The 15,641-nt window shown below is 66.8% G+C and carries 13 protein-coding genes and 1 tRNA gene; 5 read left to right on the top strand and 9 right to left on the bottom strand.

The window, feature by feature from the left end:
* The first annotated feature begins 329 nt into the window (after nt 1-329).
* Nucleotides 330-1,343, top strand: a complete 1,014-nt coding sequence (locus AC1RCS_RS23570; RefSeq protein WP_492246192.1) for a tyrosine-type recombinase/integrase — start codon at nt 330-332, stop codon at nt 1,341-1,343.
* A gap of 43 nt (nt 1,344-1,386) precedes the next feature.
* On the opposite strand, the gene AC1RCS_RS23565 is transcribed toward AC1RCS_RS23570, so the two are convergent.
* From AC1RCS_RS23565 to AC1RCS_RS23540, 6 genes are all read right to left on the bottom strand, one after another.
* Nucleotides 1,387-1,462 (bottom strand) — tRNA-Thr (locus AC1RCS_RS23565).
* A gap of 12 nt (nt 1,463-1,474) precedes the next feature.
* A complete protein-coding gene (locus AC1RCS_RS23560) occupies nt 1,475-2,482 on the bottom strand; it encodes a class 1 fructose-bisphosphatase (RefSeq protein WP_218338775.1) in 1,008 nt (335 codons plus the stop codon).
* Nucleotides 2,483-2,505: 23 nt separating this feature from the next.
* Nucleotides 2,506-5,247 (bottom strand): aminopeptidase N, encoded by a 2,742-nt coding sequence (gene pepN / locus AC1RCS_RS23555; RefSeq protein ID WP_492246193.1) that lies wholly within the window; start codon nt 5,245-5,247, stop codon nt 2,506-2,508.
* A complete protein-coding gene (locus AC1RCS_RS23550; protein ID WP_218297529.1) occupies nt 5,231-5,905 on the bottom strand; it encodes an HAD family hydrolase in 675 nt (224 codons plus the stop codon). The genes pepN and AC1RCS_RS23550 overlap by 17 nt, the downstream gene beginning before the upstream one ends.
* Nucleotides 5,905-7,009, bottom strand: a protein-coding gene (gene prfB / locus AC1RCS_RS23545; RefSeq protein ID WP_492246194.1) for a peptide chain release factor 2 whose coding sequence is annotated in 2 segments (ribosomal slippage) — nt 5,905-6,927 and nt 6,929-7,009 — 1,104 coding nt in all. Because the reading frame shifts where the segments join, the coding sequence is not laid out codon by codon here. The genes AC1RCS_RS23550 and prfB overlap by 1 nt, the downstream gene beginning before the upstream one ends.
* Nucleotides 7,010-7,210: 201 nt before the next feature.
* The gene (locus AC1RCS_RS23540; protein ID WP_492246195.1) at nt 7,211-8,119 is read right to left on the bottom strand and encodes an alpha/beta fold hydrolase; all 909 of its coding nucleotides are present in this window, start codon (nt 8,117-8,119) and stop codon (nt 7,211-7,213) included.
* A gap of 241 nt (nt 8,120-8,360) precedes the next feature.
* On the opposite strand from AC1RCS_RS23540, the gene AC1RCS_RS23535 reads away from it, so the two are divergent.
* Nucleotides 8,361-9,422, top strand: coding sequence for an aldo/keto reductase (locus tag AC1RCS_RS23535; protein WP_492246196.1), 1,062 nt, complete (start codon nt 8,361-8,363; stop codon nt 9,420-9,422).
* Nucleotides 9,423-9,651: 229 nt separating this feature from the next.
* Here the strand turns inward: AC1RCS_RS23535 and AC1RCS_RS23530 are convergent, their stop codons facing one another.
* Both AC1RCS_RS23530 and AC1RCS_RS23525 read right to left on the bottom strand, forming a co-directional pair.
* Nucleotides 9,652-11,076, bottom strand: coding sequence for a M20 family metallopeptidase (locus AC1RCS_RS23530; RefSeq protein ID WP_492246197.1), 1,425 nt, complete (start codon nt 11,074-11,076; stop codon nt 9,652-9,654).
* 38 nt (nt 11,077-11,114) lie between these two features.
* Nucleotides 11,115-12,125, bottom strand: a complete 1,011-nt coding sequence (locus tag AC1RCS_RS23525) for a Bug family tripartite tricarboxylate transporter substrate binding protein (protein WP_056171819.1) — start codon at nt 12,123-12,125, stop codon at nt 11,115-11,117.
* A gap of 177 nt (nt 12,126-12,302) precedes the next feature.
* Here AC1RCS_RS23525 and AC1RCS_RS23520 point away from each other — a divergent pair, with 177 nt between their 5' ends.
* Genes AC1RCS_RS23520 through plsY form a run of 3 tightly spaced genes read left to right on the top strand, consistent with a single transcriptional unit; the run spans nt 12,303 to nt 14,531 of the window.
* Complete coding sequence (locus tag AC1RCS_RS23520) at nt 12,303-13,262, top strand: LysR family transcriptional regulator (protein ID WP_492246198.1); 960 nt, start codon at nt 12,303-12,305, stop codon at nt 13,260-13,262.
* Nucleotides 13,263-13,320: 58 nt separating this feature from the next.
* Entirely contained in the window at nt 13,321-13,812 is a 492-nt protein-coding gene (locus AC1RCS_RS23515; protein ID WP_056413564.1) for an aminoacyl-tRNA deacylase, read from the top strand.
* Nucleotides 13,813-13,868: 56 nt separating this feature from the next.
* Nucleotides 13,869-14,531, top strand: a complete 663-nt coding sequence (gene plsY, locus AC1RCS_RS23510) for a glycerol-3-phosphate 1-O-acyltransferase PlsY (RefSeq protein ID WP_492246199.1) — start codon at nt 13,869-13,871, stop codon at nt 14,529-14,531.
* 87 nt (nt 14,532-14,618) lie between these two features.
* On the opposite strand, the gene AC1RCS_RS23505 is transcribed toward plsY, so the two are convergent.
* Nucleotides 14,619-15,638 (bottom strand): HD-GYP domain-containing protein, encoded by a 1,020-nt coding sequence (locus tag AC1RCS_RS23505; protein ID WP_218297520.1) that lies wholly within the window; start codon nt 15,636-15,638, stop codon nt 14,619-14,621.
* Between the last annotated feature and the right edge of the window lie 3 nt (nt 15,639-15,641).

The following is a 15,641-nucleotide window of genomic DNA, read 5'->3' as shown; positions in this document are numbered from 1 at the left end:
CTTTGCTTACTCATGGCACCTCCTATTGGGCCTCAGGTTTGAGGCTCAGAGGTGTCTAGAAAACCCGGGGCGATTCACTCGAAGTACATGATGAAGGCCTATGAAGAGGGCGACCCTTGGAGCAATCGGTTCAGTTCTGGCAAGGGGGTCACCGTGCCAAAGCCCGAACGCATACGCTTTGTGGGCTACACGATGGCTGAGGTTGCTGTCGCAGTTTTCGATGATCTACCCGAGTATTTTTCCAACCAATTGAGTTGGCGTTTAAGCCGTTGGAAGGACGCAATGTCTTGGGTGCTAGATACCAACATACGCCCTCGATGGGAGGCTGAATGACCCTCTACAAAAGGCCCAATTCACCATACTGGTGGATGAAGTTTTCTCCTATCCGCGGGGAGATCAAGCCTGTGTATCGCAGCACAGGCACCGCGAACAAGCGGGATGCGCAGCGGCTGCATGACAAGGTACAGGCTGAGCGATGGAAGCAGGATCGGTTGGGCGTTCGGCCTGAGAAATCATGGGATGACGCTGCCGCTCGATGGCTCGAAGAGACTGCGCACAAACGCACTCACGCGTGGGACAAGTCCATGCTCAAGTGGTTTGCTCCTTACCTCTCCGGGAAGGCCCTGCGCGACGTTGATCGAGAAACATTGGAGCGCGTACGGCAAGTGATGGTGAAGGGCGTTGCACCGGCCACAGTTAACCGCTACATGGCCTTGGTACGGGCAATTCTTCGCCGGGCTCGAGACGATTGGGAGTGGCTCGATCGAATCCCGAAAGTCTCAATGCTGCGGGATCGGTCTGCCCGTGTTCGCTCGTTGACTCGTGATGAGTTCGTGCGTCTCCTCGCTGAGTTGCCGCCGCATCTGCGGGACATGGCAGAGTTCTCTGTCGCGACGGGGCTACGGCAAGGCAATGTCACGAGGCTCCAGTGGAAGCAGATCAGCTTGGAGCGGCAACACCTCTGGATTGCAGCTGATCAGCACAAGAATGGTCATGCTCATGCTGTGCCCCTCAACGTGATGGCCATGGCAGTGCTTGAACGGCGCAAAGGGGATCACCGCACGCATGTTTTCACGTATGAGGGTGAGCCCATAGTGCAGGTCAGTACGAAGGCATGGAGATCAGCCCTGAAGCGTGCGGGAATTGAAAATTTCCGATGGCATGACTTGCGCCATACCTTCGCCACATGGCACCGGGAGGCGGGTACGCCGACATGGGAACTGCAGCGTTTGGGAGGCTGGAAAACTCAAGCAATGGTCGACCGGTATGCCCATGTCGCACCAGAAGGCTTGCAACTTGCGGCGTCCCGGCTCGATAATCTGCTCGGGGTTACACGTAAGTGACACAAAGAAAAGGGGCCAGTCCCTAGGAACTGGCCCCTTCATTTGGTGCCGGAGAGATGAATCGAACACCCGACCTTCTCATTACGAATGAGCTGCTCTACCGACTGAGCTACACCGGCGTAAGCCTCAGATTATAGCGTGGAATGGTAGGCTGTCACGCGCTCCACCTCATTTTTTGATCCCAGGATCACGCTGACGCGCTCGTGCAGCTGGGTGGGCTGGATGTCCAGGATGCGCTGCTTGCCGTTGGTGGCGGCGCCGCCGGCCTGCTCCACCAGCCAGCCCATGGGGTTGGCCTCGTACATCAGGCGCAGCTTGCCGGGTTTGTTGGGTTCGCGCTTGTCCCAGGGGTACATGAAGACGCCCCCGCGGGTGAGGATGCGGTGCACATCCGCCACCATGCTGGCGATCCAGCGCATGTTGAAGTCCTTGCCGCGCGGGCCGTCCTTGCCCTGCAGGCATTCGTCGATGTAGCGCTTCACGGGCTCGTCCCAGTGGCGCATGTTGCTCATGTTGATGGCGAATTCCTTGGTGTCCTCGGGAATGCGCACGTTTTCTTCGGTGAGCACGAAGGAGCCCTGTTCGCGGTCGAGCGTGAACATGGCCACGCCGTCGCCCACGGTGAGCACCAGCGTGGTCTGCGGGCCGTAGATGCAGTAGCCCGCGGCCACCTGCTGGGTGCCGGGTTGCAGGAAGTCGCCTTCCTCCACGCCACGGTCGCCATCGGGCTTTTTCAGCACGCTGAAGATGGTGCCGATGCTCACGTTCACATCGATGTTGCTGGAGCCGTCCAGGGGATCGAACAGCAGCAGGTATTCGCCTTGCGGATAGCGGTTGGGCACCAGGTAGATGCCGTCCATTTCTTCCGAGGCCATGGCCGCCAGGTGGCCGCCCCATTCGTTGGCTTCGATCAGCACCTCGTTGGCGATGATGTCGAGTTTCTTCTGGATCTCGCCCTGCACGTTTTCGCTGCTGGCCGTGCCCAGCACGCCGCCCAGCGCGCCCTTGTTCACGGCGTGGCTGATGCTCTTGCAGGCGCGGGCCACCACTTCCAGCAGCAGGCGCAGTTGCGAGGGGATGAGGCCGTCCACACGTTGCTGTTCAACGAGGTAGCGGGTCAGGCTGATGCTTTTTGCCATGTCAGTCCTTTCTTGGTCGTGGTTTATTCGGCGAGTGCACGGGTCACGACCTCGCGCACGTCGTTGGAGAGCGCGGGCCTGGCGGCAACACGGGCGATGGCTTCGCGCGCGGAGGTGCGCCAGGGGTCTGCGAGCTTCTTCCAGCGGTCCAGGGCCCGGGCCAGGCGTGCGGCCACCTGGGGATTGATGGCGTCCAGCTCGATCACGCGGTCGCTCCAGAACACGTAGCCCGCCGCGTCTGCGCGGTGGAAGGCGCCGGGGTTGGCGCTGCAGTAGCTGAAGATCACGCTGCGCGCGCGGTTCGGGTTCTTCAGGCTGAAGTCAGGGTGCTGCATGAGCTGGCGCACGGCGGGCAGCACGTTGCCGCCACGGTCCGGCGCGCCGGCCTGCAGCGCGAACCACTTGTCGATGACCAGGGGTTCGTCCTTGAACAGCGCATGGAAGCGTGCCAGGGCAAGGGCCGCCAGTTCACTGCCGCTGGCCACCAGGGCGGTCAGTGCGTTGAAGCGGTCCGTCATGTTGCTGGCCACCTTGAAGCGCTGGTAGGCCTTGCCGGGCCAGACCACATCGCCCGTCTTCTGGGCGGCGATGCACAGCATGTGCAGCGCCAGCCCGCTGAGCGCGCGGCGGCCCGAAGAGACAGGATCGGGGCTGTAGCCGCCGGTGTCCTGGTTCTGCTCCCAGGCCGACTCCCAGTCCGCCTGCAGCGACAGGGCCAGCTGTTCGCGCATGGCTTCGCGCACGGCGTGGATGCGCTGCGGGTCCACCACATCGAGCTGCTCGGCGATGTAGGTCTCGGACGGCGGGGTGAGCACGAGTTCCTTGAAGGCTGCATCCAGCAGGGGGTTGCGCAGCACCGCGCGCATCGCTTCCACAAACGCGGCCGGCAGGATCTGGTGGTCAAAATGGCCCCCAGCGCTTGTCTGTTGTGCGCTGTCAGCTATTGCACTGATAGCAATGCGCAGTGCCAGGCGCTGGCCCGCTTCCCAGCGGTTGAAGGCGTCGGCATCGTGCGCCAGCAAGGTGAGCAGCTGGGCATCGGTGTAGTCGATGTCCAGCACCACGGGCGCGCTGAAGTTGCGCAGCAGCGAGGGCACGGGTTCTCTGTCCAGGTCCGTGAAGGTCAGCGTCTGCGAGGCTTCGGTCAGCACCACCACGCGCGAGGCTGCCTGCGCGGCGCCTTCGCCCGCCAGGTGAAGGGGCAGGGGGGCGCCGCTGTCGCTGAGCAGGCCCAGCTCCACGGGGATGACGAAGGGTTCCTTGGCGGGCTGGCCGGGCGTGGGGGCGCAGCTTTGCGACAGCGTGAGCGCATAGCAGCGCGTGGCGGCGTCGTAGCGGCCCGTGGCCCGAACGCGCGGCGTGCCTGCCTGGCTGTACCAGCGCTTGAACTGGGGCAGCAGGCGTGCAAGGTCGCTCGCGGGGTTGGCATCGGCGATGGCCTGGGCGAAGTCGTCGCAGGTCACGGCCTGGCCGTCGTGGCGCTCGAAGTACAGCTTCATGCCCCTGGCGAAGCCGTCGCGGCCCACCAGGGTGTGCATCATGCGCACCACCTCGGCACCCTTTTCGTAGATGGTGACGGTGTAGAAGTTGTTGATCTCGACGTAGCTGTCGGGGCGCACCGGGTGGGCCATGGGGCCCGCGTCCTCGGGGAACTGGGCGGTGCGCAGCACGCGCACGTCCTCGATGCGCTTGACGGCGCGGGCCGAGGGGCTGCCCGCCAGGTCCTGGCTGAATTCCTGGTCGCGAAAGACGGTCAGGCCTTCCTTCAGGCTCAGCTGGAACCAGTCGCGGCAGGTCACGCGGTTGCCGGTCCAGTTGTGGAAGTATTCGTGGCCCACCACGCTTTCGATGTTGGCGAAGTCGGTGTCGGTGGCCGTGGCCTCGCTGGCCAGAACGTACTTCGTGTTGAAGATGTTCAGGCCCTTGTTCTCCATGGCGCCCATGTTGAAGTCGCTGGTGGCGACGATCATGAAGCGCTCCAGGTCCAGCGGCAGGCCGAAGCGGGCCTCGTCCCAGGCCACGCTGTACATCAGCGAATTCATGGCGTGTTCGGTCTTGCCCAGGTCGCCGGGGCGCACGTACACCTGCAGCAGGTGCTCGGTGCCCGAACGGCTCTTGATCTTCTGCTCGCGGGCCACCAGCTTGCCCGCCACCAGGGCGAACAGGTAGCAGGGCTTCTTGTGCGGGTCCACCCACTTGGCGAAGTGGCGGCCGTCCTCCAGGTCGCCGCTGTCCACCAGGTTGCCGTTGGACAGCAGCACCGGGTACTGGGCCTTGTCGGCGCGCAGGGTGACGGTGTAGCTGGCCATCACGTCCGGGCGGTCCAGGAAGTAGGTGATGCGGCGAAAGCCCTCGGCCTCGCACTGCGTGAAGAACGTGCCCTGGCTCACGTACAGGCCCATCAGGTGCGTGTTCTTGGCGGGGCAGCAGGTGGTGAATATCTCGAGCGCGAAGGCGTCCGTGCCCGTGGGCAGGTTCTCCAGCACCAGGCGCGAGCCCTCCATCTTGAACGAGGTGCCCTGGCCGTTGACCAGCACGCGCGCCAGGTTCAGGTCCTCGCCGTCGAGCTTGAGCGGCTGCTCGGCCACCTCGGGGTTGCGGCGCAGCAGCATGCGGTTGAGCACGCGGGTCTTGGCGGGGTCCAGGTCGAACGTGAGCTCGACGCTGTCGATCCAGTAGGCAGGCGCGGTGTAGTCCTCGCGGCGGATGGCGACGGCCGGGCCGGCGCCTTCTCCGCTTCCGTCGGCTTTATGCAGTTGCAACATGGAGGCTCTCCAGAAAGTCGGTGTTCATGAGTTCGGTGTAGTCGCGCACGGCGGCCAGCACGTGGGGCCCGGCCAGTTCCTGCGCGCTGTGCGTGCTGCAGATCGCCACGGCGCGCATGCCCGCGCGGCGCGCGGCTTCGATGCCGAAAGGCGCATCCTCGAAGACGATGCAGTGTGCGGGGCTGGCGCCGATGCGGCGCGCCGCCTCCAGGAAGATCGCGGGCTGGGGTTTGCCGGGCAGGCCTTCGTCGCCGCGCACGATGGCCAGGGGCGCGGGCTCCAGGCCCAGGCGTGTCATCGCGAACTGCACGTTGTGGATATCGCCGGCGGTGCCCACGGCCACTTTCAGGCCGCGTTCGCCGAGCTGCGCGGCAAAGCGGCGAAAGCCCGCCACTTCGGTGAAGCGGGGCCCGAACAGCTCGCGGTAGATGTCTTCCTTCTCGCGGGTGAGCGCGTCGGCCTCATCCTGCGGCACATCGCGGCCCAGCAGCTCGCGGATGCACTCGGTGCCGTTGCGGCCCGTGGTGCGCGCCATGAGATCGGGCACGTCGATGTCCATGCCGCGGCGCCGGGTGAATTCGACCCAGGCCTTGGCGTGCCAGGGCATGGAGTCGATCATGGTGCCGTCCATGTCGAAGATGATGGCCTCGGCGTGCATCACACGCCCTGCTTCAGGCTGGCTTCGATGAACGCGTCCAGATCGCCGTCCAGCACCTTCTGCGTGGCCGAGATCTCGACGTTGGTGCGCAGGTCCTTGATGCGGCTGTTGTCCAGCACGTAGCTGCGGATCTGGTGGCCCCAGCCCACGTCGGTCTTGGTGTCCTCGAGCTTTTGCTGCTCTTCCTGGCGCTTGCGCATCTCGTGGTCGTACAGGCGCGAGCGCAGTCGCTGCCACGCGATGTCGCGGTTGCCGTGCTGGCTGCGGCCGTCCTGGCACTGCACCACGATCCCGGTGGGGATGTGCGTGAGGCGCACGGCCGAGTCGGTCTTGTTGATGTGCTGCCCACCCGCGCCGGAGGCGCGGTAGGTGTCGGTGCGCACGTCGGCCGGATTGATGTCGATCTGGATCGAGTCATCGATCTCGGGGTAGACGAACAGGCTGGCGAAGCTGGTGTGGCGGCCGCCCGACGAGTCGAACGGGCTCTTGCGCACCAGGCGGTGCACGCCGGTCTCGGTGCGCAGCAGGCCGTAGGCGTATTCGCCCTCGACCTTGATCGTGGCGCTCTTGATGCCCGCCACGTCGCCCGGGGTTTCTTCCTCGACGGTGGTCTTGAAGCCCTTGCGCTCGGCGTACTTGAGGTACTGGCGCAGCAGCATGCTGGCCCAGTCGCAGGCCTCGGTGCCGCCGGCGCCGGCCTGGATGTCCACAAAGCAGTTGAGCGGGTCGGCCTCGTTGCTGAACATGCGGCGGAACTCCAGCTCTTCGATGAGCAGGCGCAGCTTGGCCGTCTCGGCCTCGATGGTCAGGAGGCCGGGTTCGTCGCCTTCTTCCTTGCTCATTTCATAGAGCTCGGTGTTGTCGGCCAGCTCGCGCGTGAGCTTGTCGAGCGTGAGCACGACGGAGTTCAGCGACTTCTGTTCCTTGCCCAGCTCCTGGGCCTTCTTGGGATCGTTCCAGACCGAAGGGTCTTCCAGCGACGCGTTTACCGTGCGCAGGCGTTCGAATTTGGCATCGAAGTCAAAGATACCTCCGTAACTCTTGCGTGCGCAGGGCCAGGTCGCCGAGGGTGGTGCCGATGAGGTTGATGCGTTCTGCGTCCATGATTCTTGTCCTGTGTGTTCTGTGGAATAACCAGCGATTTTCTCATGGGACGGCACCGCGCCCCGGCAAAGCCCCCAGGCGGGCCGCCCGCCCGGGCCGCCTTGGCCCGTGGTGGCGCCATCGGATGCCGGGTCTGTCAAAAATGATAGCTGCCAGCGCTTGATGGATAAGCGCTGGAGGCCATTTTTGCTTGAAGGCTGCTCAGGAGGGGGCGAGAAACTGCTCGATGAGCTGCGCCACCTGCCCGGGCTGGTCGTGGTGCAGCATGTGCCCGGCGTCCTGCACGACGGCGGTGCGCACGTCGCGCACATGGGTCAGGCGCTGGTGGTATTCCTCCAGGCTGTACCTGCCCTTCCACCACTGGCCCAGGCTGTCGTCGCTGGCTTCCACCGCCAGCACGGGGGCGGCGATGCGGTCGTACAGCGCCAGCGCCTCGTCCAGCCGGTAGAGCTGCGCGCTGGTGATCTTGTGGGCCGGGTCGCCCAAAATTTCCCACTGGCCCTGGGCGTTGGGCCGGGCCCAGTGGCCGGCCAGCCAGCGGGCCTTGTCCTCGGACAGGCGCGGGTTGGTCTTCATCAGCCGGCGGGCCACGCCGTCCTGGCTGTCGTAGGTCTTGAGGGCCAGCTCGCCGCTGCGCAGCTGCTTGAGCTCGTCGATCCACTGCGCATAGCGCTTGGGCGCCTGCTCGGGCTTGGAGGCGGGCATGCCGAAGCCCTCCAGGTTGACCAGGCGGCGGATGCGCTCGGGCCGCACGCCCGCATACATCATGGCGATGTTGCCGCCCATGCTGTGGCCCACCAGGTCGATGGCTTCGCCGGGGGCGTAGTGGTCCAGCAGCATGTCCAGGTCGGCCAGGTAGTCGGCAAAGAAGTAGTGGTCGGCCTGCGCGGTGGAGGTAAGGCCGAAGCCGCGCCAGTCGGGCGCGATGATGCGGCGCTCCTGCTGCAGCGCATCCACGGTGAACTGGTAGGACGCACCCACGTCCATCCAGCCGTGCAGCAGCACCAGCGTGGGCAGCGGGCTGTGTTCCGGGCCCCAGTGGCGGACGTGGTAGTCGAGATGGCGCAGAGGCAGCGTGCTGCTGCGGGAGGGCTTGAGCGGGGTGTACATGGGCGGCGGCGCGAAGTGGGGCAGCAGGAAGGTCCCGCAAAGCGCAGGGCCTGCGGGTGTCCCTGGATGGTAATGGGGCCGCCCGCTGCACCGCCGCCAGCGGTGTCGCCTGCGCGGCTGGTGGGGCGGCGGGTGGCGCGGGGGTGAGGCAGGCTCTGCAGGCCGCCCTGCGGCGGCCTGCAGAGCGCAGCAAAATCCATTATTCTGCGCAGTCCTTCGTTTGCCCGTACTCCTTCTTTCCATGCAAAAAATCCAACTCGGCACCAGCGATCTGCAGGTCACTCCCATCTGCCTGGGCACCATGACTTTTGGCGAGCAGGTGGCAGAGGCCGATTCGCACGCCATTCTCACGCGCTCGCTCGACCGGGGTGTGAACTTCATCGACACGGCCGAGATGTACTCGGTGCCGGCCAAGGCCGAGACCTTTGGCGCCACCGAGACCATCATCGGCAACTGGTTCGCCAAGAACCCCGGCGCTCGCCAGAAGCTGGTGGTGGCCACCAAGGTCGCAGGCCCCTCGCGCGGCATGCCCTGGGTGCGTGAAGGCAAGGGCATGACGCCGGCCGACATCGTGGCCTCGTGCGACGCCAGCCTGCGCCGCCTGCAGACCGATGTGATCGACCTCTACCAGATCCACTGGCCCGAGCGCCACGTGCCCGCCTTCGGCAACCTGTACTACGACCCCGCCAAGGAAACGTCGCAGACCCCCATCCACGAACAGCTGCAAGCCCTGGCCGGCCTGGTCCAGGCCGGCAAGGTGCGCCACATCGGCCTGTCCAACGAGAGCCCTTACGGCGTGCACGAATTCGTGCGGCTGGCGGAGCAGCACGGCCTGCCGCGCGTGGCCACGGTGCAAAACCCGTACTGCCTGATCAACCGCACCTGGGAAAACGGCCTGGACGAAACCTGCCACCGCCTGAACGTGTCGCTGCTGGCGTACTCCCCGCTGGGCTTCGGTTTGCTGACCGGCAAGTACGACGACAGCGGCCTCACCGGCCCGGGCGCGCCGAAGGGCGCGCGCATCGCCACCTACGAGTCGGTGCGCAAGCAGCGCTGGGGCCGCCCCGAGGCGCTGGCCGCATCGCGCCGCTACAACCAGCTGGCCCGCGACAACGGCCTCACGCCCACGCAACTGGCCCTGGCTTTCTGCTACACCAAGTGGCAGGTCGCCAGCACCATCATCGGCGTGACATCGGTGGCGCAACTGGATGAGGACCTGAACGCCTGGGACACGAAGCTCTCGCCCGAGGTGCTGCAGGCGATCGACGCGATCCGCTGGGAAATCCGCGACCCTGCTTTGTGATTTGCGGCGTTCCCCGTCGCGTTGAAGCAGCTAGGCACCACCACCACCGTTCACGCTGAGCCTGTCGAAGCGCCGCGCAGCGTTTCGAATTTCTGCGGTGGTGTTGGCGTTCAGCAGGCTCCACACCGCTGTTGCGTCGGTGATGGAGTGCGCTCCGTGAAGGGGCTTGAGGATCGCTCACCTCTTCGGGCGCCGCCAGTGCACCTTTGCACTGGCGAGCGTGCCTTCATCAGGCTGCTGCGGCCTCTGCCGTCAGCGCGCCATCCTTCCACGGCACGCCGTGGGCCTCGCCCAAATCCCAGAACAAGCCGGCCATCACCGCCAGCCCCTCGCGCGCCACCGACGCCAGCAGATGCTCGTTCGGCGCGTGCTGCGCGCAGGCCGGGTAAGAATGCGGCACCCACAGCGTGGGCAGGCCCAACTGGTCGGCAAAGATGTCGTTGGGCAACGAGCCCGCCAGGTTGGGCAGCAGCGTGGCGGGCTGGCCGGCGCTGGACTGTAGCGACGCCAGCGTCCAGTCCACCCAGGGGTTGTGCAGGTCCAGCCGCGTGGCACCGCACACCATGCCCATGGTGATTTCCACGTCAGCGAAACCATGGGCGTCCAGGTGCTCGCGCAGCGTGCGTTCCACGTTGCGCCAGTCGGTGCCCACCACGAAGCGCAGCTGGCAGTGCGCCACCGCGCTGGACGGAATGGCATTGATCGGACGTTGTGCATTGCCGGAGCCCAGCGCCAGCACCTCCAGCGTGTTCCAGCCCACCAGCTGCTCGGCGGGCGTGAGGCCCGGCTCGCCCCAGCCGGGCGTGAGCGCGGGGTCGTCCGCACCGGCGCCGATCACCACGTCTTTCAGCGCGGTGCGCAGCTTGTCGGGCACCGAGGGCGGCAGCAGGCCTTTGACGAGGATGCGGCCCTGGGCATCCACCAGCGTTGCCAGCGCATGCGTGACCACCGTGGCCGGGTTGGCCAGCACGCCGCCCCAGTTGCCCGAGTGGTAGGCCTTGTCGCGGCTGCGCACGGTGAGCGAGAAGTTGATCGCGCCGCGCGACCCGAGAAAGAGGGTGGGGTGGCCCGCATTCACGCGGGGGCCGTCGCTGGCGACGAAGAGGTCGGCCTTCAGCTCATCGCTGTGCTGCTCGCAGAACGCCGCCAGGCCGGGCGAGCCGGCTTCCTCGCCCATCTCCATGATCAAGGTCACGTTGTAGCCCAGGCGGCCGCTACGCGCTTCGATGGCGTGGGCGAGGGCGGCCAGGCTCACCGTGTGCTGGCCCTTGTTGTCCGCCGTGCCGCGGCCGTACCAGCGGTTGCCTTCGATGGTCATCTCCCAGGGAGAGAGGCCCTCGCGCCAGTTGCTCTCCTGCCCGTTGACCACGTCGCCGTGGCCGTAGGTGAGCACGGTGGGCAGGGCCGGGTCTTCCACGCGCCGCGCGATGAGGAACGGCCCACCCTGGGGCGAGGGGTTGTCCAGCACCTGGCAGTCGAAGCCCAGGGGCGCCAGCCACGGCACCATTTCATCGGTGAGGTACAGGCGCAGTTCGGGCGGCACCTTGCCGGTGTCGCTCTCGGTGCGCCAGGCCACGCGGCGGCGCAGGTCGCCCTCGAAGCGGCCGTCGTCGAAGTAGTGCTGGACGCTGTCTATCAGTTGTTCGCGGGTCATCGTGCGGGTCCTTCCGGAGGTTGTCGTCTCTGCATTCATCAGTCCACCACGATCTTGGCGCGGTGGGCCAGCGCGCGGTAGCGGCCGATCTCGTTGTCCATGGCGGTGTGCATGGCTTTGGGGCCTATGAACACGGGCTCCATGCCCTGGGCGCGGATCTGCTCTTGCAGCTGCGGGTCGCGCAGGGCGGCTTCCACTTCCTTGAGCAGCTTGTCCACGATGGGCGCCGGCGTGCGCGCGGGCGCTGCCACGGCGTACCAGCCGTCGAAGGCCGCGTCGGGCAGCTTGAGCTCCTGCACGGTGGGCACCGTGGGCAGGGCGCGGGCGCGCTCGTTGCCCGCAATGGCCAGGGCGCGCAGCTTGCCGGACCGCACGTGCGGCGCGGCGCTGGCCACGGTGTCGACGGCCATCTGGATCTCGCCGCCGATCAGGCCCATCATGGCCTGGGCGCTGCCGCGGTAGGGCACGTCCTGCAGGCGCACATCGGCCGCCTGCTCGATCAGCGCGCCCACCAGGTGCGGTGCAGAGCCCGAGCCGAAGGTGGCGTAGTTGATGGTCTTGGGCGCGGCCTTGGCCGCTGCCAGCAGCCCCGCCAGGTCCTTGTACGGCGAGGTGGCACTGACCACCACCACCAGCGGTGCGCGCGCAATGATGGCCACGGGGGCCAGGTCCTTGAGCGGGTCGTACGGCAGCTTGGGGCGCAGCGCGGCGTTGACGGTGTAGCTGGTGGAGCCCGACACCAGCAGGGTGTAGCCGTCGGGCTCGGCTTTGACCACGCTGTCGGTGCCGATGATGGTGGAGGCGCCGGGCTTGTTGTCGACGACGACCGGCTGGCCCAGGCGGGTGGCCAGCTTCTGGCCCAGCGCGCGGGCCACGGCGTCGGTGCCGCCGCCGGGCGGAAACGGCACCACCAGGCGCACGGACCGCTGGGGCCAGGCATCCGGCTGCGCAGCCGTCTGGGCGAAGGAGGGGGTGCCGACACCGGCAAGGATTGCCAAGGTGGCCAGTACGGCGGACAACAACGAGGGGCGAACGAGGCGTTTTTTCATGCGGACTCCGGTGGTGAGGCCTGGGCGCAGGTTGCAGCTGCCACAAGGCGGCGCGGCATGTGCACACGGGCATGGGTGAATTGGAGCCCTAAGCCATGCAAGATGGAAGCCGGTTTACCATTGCTTTGAATAGAGATTTGGCAACTGACCATTGCCTTTTTGTGACTGGACGCCGCCATGCCGATTTCATTGCTCAGCCTGCCCGTGCGCTACTTTCTGGAAGTGGCGCGCACGGGCTCCGTCAACCAGGCGGCGCAGCGCCTGCATGTGGCGGCCTCGGCCGTGAGCCGCCAGCTGGGCAAGCTGGAGGACAGCCTGGACGTGGTGCTGTTCGAGCGCCAGGCACGCGGCATGGCGCTGACCGAGGCGGGCACCCACCTCTTGGCCCACGCCAATGCGCACGACGCGCAAGCGACCGAACTCGTGGATCAACTGCAGGGCTTGTCGGCCCAGGGCGCCGTGCGCGTGCGCGTGGCCTGTACCGAGGGATTTGCCGCCACCTTCATGCCGCTGGTGATGTCCAGCTTTCGGCAGGCCCACCCGCAGGTGCAGCTGCAACTGCAGGTGGCCGTGCCGCAGGAGGTGTCGGCCCTGGTGCTGCGCGGGGAGGTCGACCTGGCGCTCAAATACAGCGTGGCGCCCGAGAAGGGGCTGCAGGTACTGCACTCGGCCATCGCACCCATCTACGCGATCATGCCGGCCCAGCACCCGCTGGCGCGCCAGCGCAGCGTGTGCGTGGCCGACGTGGTGCGCTACCCGCTGCTGATGGGCGCCAGCAGCACCACCGGACGGCAGCTGTTCGACCTGAGCTGCGCGGTGCAGGGGCTGCGCTATGTGCCGGCGGTGGAGAGCAACTTCTCGTCCGCGCTCCTGCCGCTGCTCAGCGGCCAGGACGTAGCGCTGGCCAGCTACCTGACCGCGGCGCGCTGGGTGGAGGCGGGCCTGCTGGCGGCCCGGCCTTTCGACGAGGCGCAGCTGCAGCAGCGGCGCCTGCAGGTGCTGGCGGGCGACGGGCGGGTGCCGTCGGCGTTGGTGCAGCAGTTCACCGACGCGCTGGTGGCGGCCATCGAGCAGTACGGCAAACGCAAGGTCGGCCGGCGCAAGGCACGGGGCGCCGCGCAGGCCGCGTGGCCGTGACGCAGCGGGCGGGCGCCTCTGCAAGTGGCTACCATTCGCTTCCTACCCAGACCGCACCATGGCCAAGAAAGAACACGTCTCCGAAACCCAAGCCACCCAGTTGCTCAAGGCGAACAAGGTGGCCTTCACCGAGCATCCGTACGAGTACCTGGAGCACGGCGGCGCGCTGCACAGTGCCGAGGTGCTGGGGCTCGATCCTTTCACCGTCGTCAAGACGCTGGTGATGCAGGACCAGGACGCCAAGCCGCTCCTGGTGCTGATGCACGGCAACCGCAAGGTCTCCACCAAGAACCTGGCGCGCCAGATCGGCGCCAAATCGGTGGAGCCGTGCGCGCCCGAGGTGGCCAACCGGCACAGTGGCTACCTGGTGGGGGGCACCTCGCCGTTCGGCACGCGGCGCGCCATGCCGGTGTACATCGAAGAGACCATTCTGGAACTGCCGCGCATCGCCATCAACGGCGGGCGGCGGGGCTTTCTGGTGCAGCTGGACCCGCAGGTGTGCGTGCAGTTGCTGGGTGCCAAGCCCGTGCACTGCGCGCTGGCAGAATAGGCCGCCCCGACCACAGCCCGCCAGAAGGCTGATCCACCGACCAACGAGGAATTGCTTTGACCGCCGTCTACCCCCTGCTTGCCACCGTGGCCGCCTACCTGCTGGGCTCGCTGTCGTTCGCCGTCATCGTGACGCGCGTCATGGGCCTGAGCGACCCGCGCACCTACGGCAGCAAGAACCCTGGCGCTACCAACGTGCTGCGCTCGGGCTCCAAGGCCGCGGCCATCATCACGCTGCTGCTCGACGCCCTGAAGGGCTGGCTGCCCGTGGCGCTGGTGATGTGGTTCGGCCGCCCCTACGGGCTGGAGGACGGCACCGTGGCCATGGTGGGTCTGGCCGCCTTCCTGGGCCACCTGTGGCCGGTTTTCTTCCGCTTCCAGGGCGGCAAGGGCGTGGCCACGGCGCTGGGCGTGCTGCTGGGCATCAGCGTCTGGCTGGGGCTGGCCACGGCCGTCACCTGGCTCATCATCGCCTTCTTCTTCCGGTATTCGTCGCTTGCCTCGCTGGTGGCCGCGGCATTCGCTCCGGTGTACTACCTGCTGGTGGATGGCGTGGTGTGGTACGCCGAAGGCACGATTGCCGCGTCCATCGTCGTGATGGGCGTGCTGCTGGCATGGCGCCACAAGGAGAACATCCAGCGGCTCATCGAAGGCAAGGAGTCGCGCCTGGGCAGCAAGAAGGCCAAGCCGGGGGCCGAGGCGGCACCCGGCAAGCGCTGAGGCCGGGCGGCGCTGGCCGCTGCCGGGCACCAAGGCGGCCGGGAGCCGCCTTTTTTTTGCATGGCCCCACCCGGTTTTTCATCGGGGTCAGAGGGACCCTGGCCCGGTGATGAGTCCCCGCAGCCCCGCGCTGTGCTGTGCGGCATACAGTCCCAGGCGCACCATGGTGCGGTGGTTGAGCTCCAGCCCCACGGCGGAGCGGGCCAGCGCGGACTGGATGCGGGGTTTTCCGCTGGCTGTCTGGTACAGGCTGGGCTGGGCGTGGTGGTGGCCGCTGCGGTCCAGCAGGCTTGCCACCAAAGGGTGGTTGGCCTTTTCGCTGCGGCGCAGCACGATGGCCGTCTCGCCGTTGTCGAGCTTCACGAAGGTGCCTGGCGGGCACAGCCCGATGGAGCGCACCAGGGTGTAGCTCACTTCATCGCGCTGGTCCACCTCCTGGCCCACGAGGGCGCGCACCGAATCGGTCGCGCTGCGGCCTGCGCGCGACTTGCGCGGGCTGATCATGGCCGCGTAGCGGTCAATGGTGCTCAGGACGCGGGTGAGGCGGTCTTCGGGCTCTTGCTGGGCCAGCGGCACACGGTCGGCAATGCTGGCGTGGTGCTGCCCGACCACGTCCAGCCAGAGCGCGTCATTGATGAACAGGCGCTCCAGCAGTGCCTGGCTTTCCAGCGGGTGGCTCTTGATGGCCTCCTGCTGGGCCGTGGTGGGGCGCTCGCGCTGCTCGGCCAGTTCGTCCTGCAGGGCGGTCATGCCGATGTTCATGGTCAAGGCCGCGCGCACCAGGCTGTCGCGCTCGCGCGCGGGCAACTCCAGTTCATGCGCCATGATGTGGCACAGCGTGCCGCACACCAGGGCGTGGGAGGCGCTGTAGCCCACGGTGGACGTGGAGGCCAGCTGGAACATCAGGTACAGGGCGGCGTCGATATCGTGCGCCACCAGGTCTTGCAGCCAGCCATCGAACTGGCGCACCTTGGCGGCGAAGTCCTGCACCTGCAGCGGGCGGGACAGCAGCACGGACAGCGCGGACTCCAGGTCCGCCCACAGGCTCAGCAGGTCCTCGTATTCGCCTTCGGCGTGGTGGTGGCCGGCGTGATGGTGGACGGACATGGC

Source organism: Acidovorax sp. GW823-FHT01C06, assembly GCF_058798375.1.
Note: the sequence above shows the minus strand (reverse complement) of the source record. Positions and strands in the feature narration are given on the sequence as shown.

Coding starts and splice junctions, on each gene's coding strand:
- AC1RCS_RS23570 (WP_492246192.1), top strand. CDS start 330: ATGACCCTCTACAAAAGGCCCAATTCACCATACTGGTGGATGAAGTTT.
- AC1RCS_RS23560 (WP_218338775.1), bottom strand. CDS start 2,482: ATGGCAAAAAGCATCAGCCTGACCCGCTACCTCGTTGAACAGCAACGT.
- pepN (WP_492246193.1), bottom strand. CDS start 5,247: ATGTTGCAACTGCATAAAGCCGACGGAAGCGGAGAAGGCGCCGGCCCG.
- AC1RCS_RS23550 (WP_218297529.1), bottom strand. CDS start 5,905: ATGCACGCCGAGGCCATCATCTTCGACATGGACGGCACCATGATCGAC.
- AC1RCS_RS23540 (WP_492246195.1), bottom strand. CDS start 8,119: ATGTACACCCCGCTCAAGCCCTCCCGCAGCAGCACGCTGCCTCTGCGC.
- AC1RCS_RS23535 (WP_492246196.1), top strand. CDS start 8,361: ATGCAAAAAATCCAACTCGGCACCAGCGATCTGCAGGTCACTCCCATC.
- AC1RCS_RS23530 (WP_492246197.1), bottom strand. CDS start 11,076: ATGACCCGCGAACAACTGATAGACAGCGTCCAGCACTACTTCGACGAC.
- AC1RCS_RS23525 (WP_056171819.1), bottom strand. CDS start 12,125: ATGAAAAAACGCCTCGTTCGCCCCTCGTTGTTGTCCGCCGTACTGGCC.
- AC1RCS_RS23520 (WP_492246198.1), top strand. CDS start 12,303: ATGCCGATTTCATTGCTCAGCCTGCCCGTGCGCTACTTTCTGGAAGTG.
- AC1RCS_RS23515 (WP_056413564.1), top strand. CDS start 13,321: ATGGCCAAGAAAGAACACGTCTCCGAAACCCAAGCCACCCAGTTGCTC.
- AC1RCS_RS23505 (WP_218297520.1), bottom strand. CDS start 15,638: ATGTCCGTCCACCATCACGCCGGCCACCACCACGCCGAAGGCGAATAC.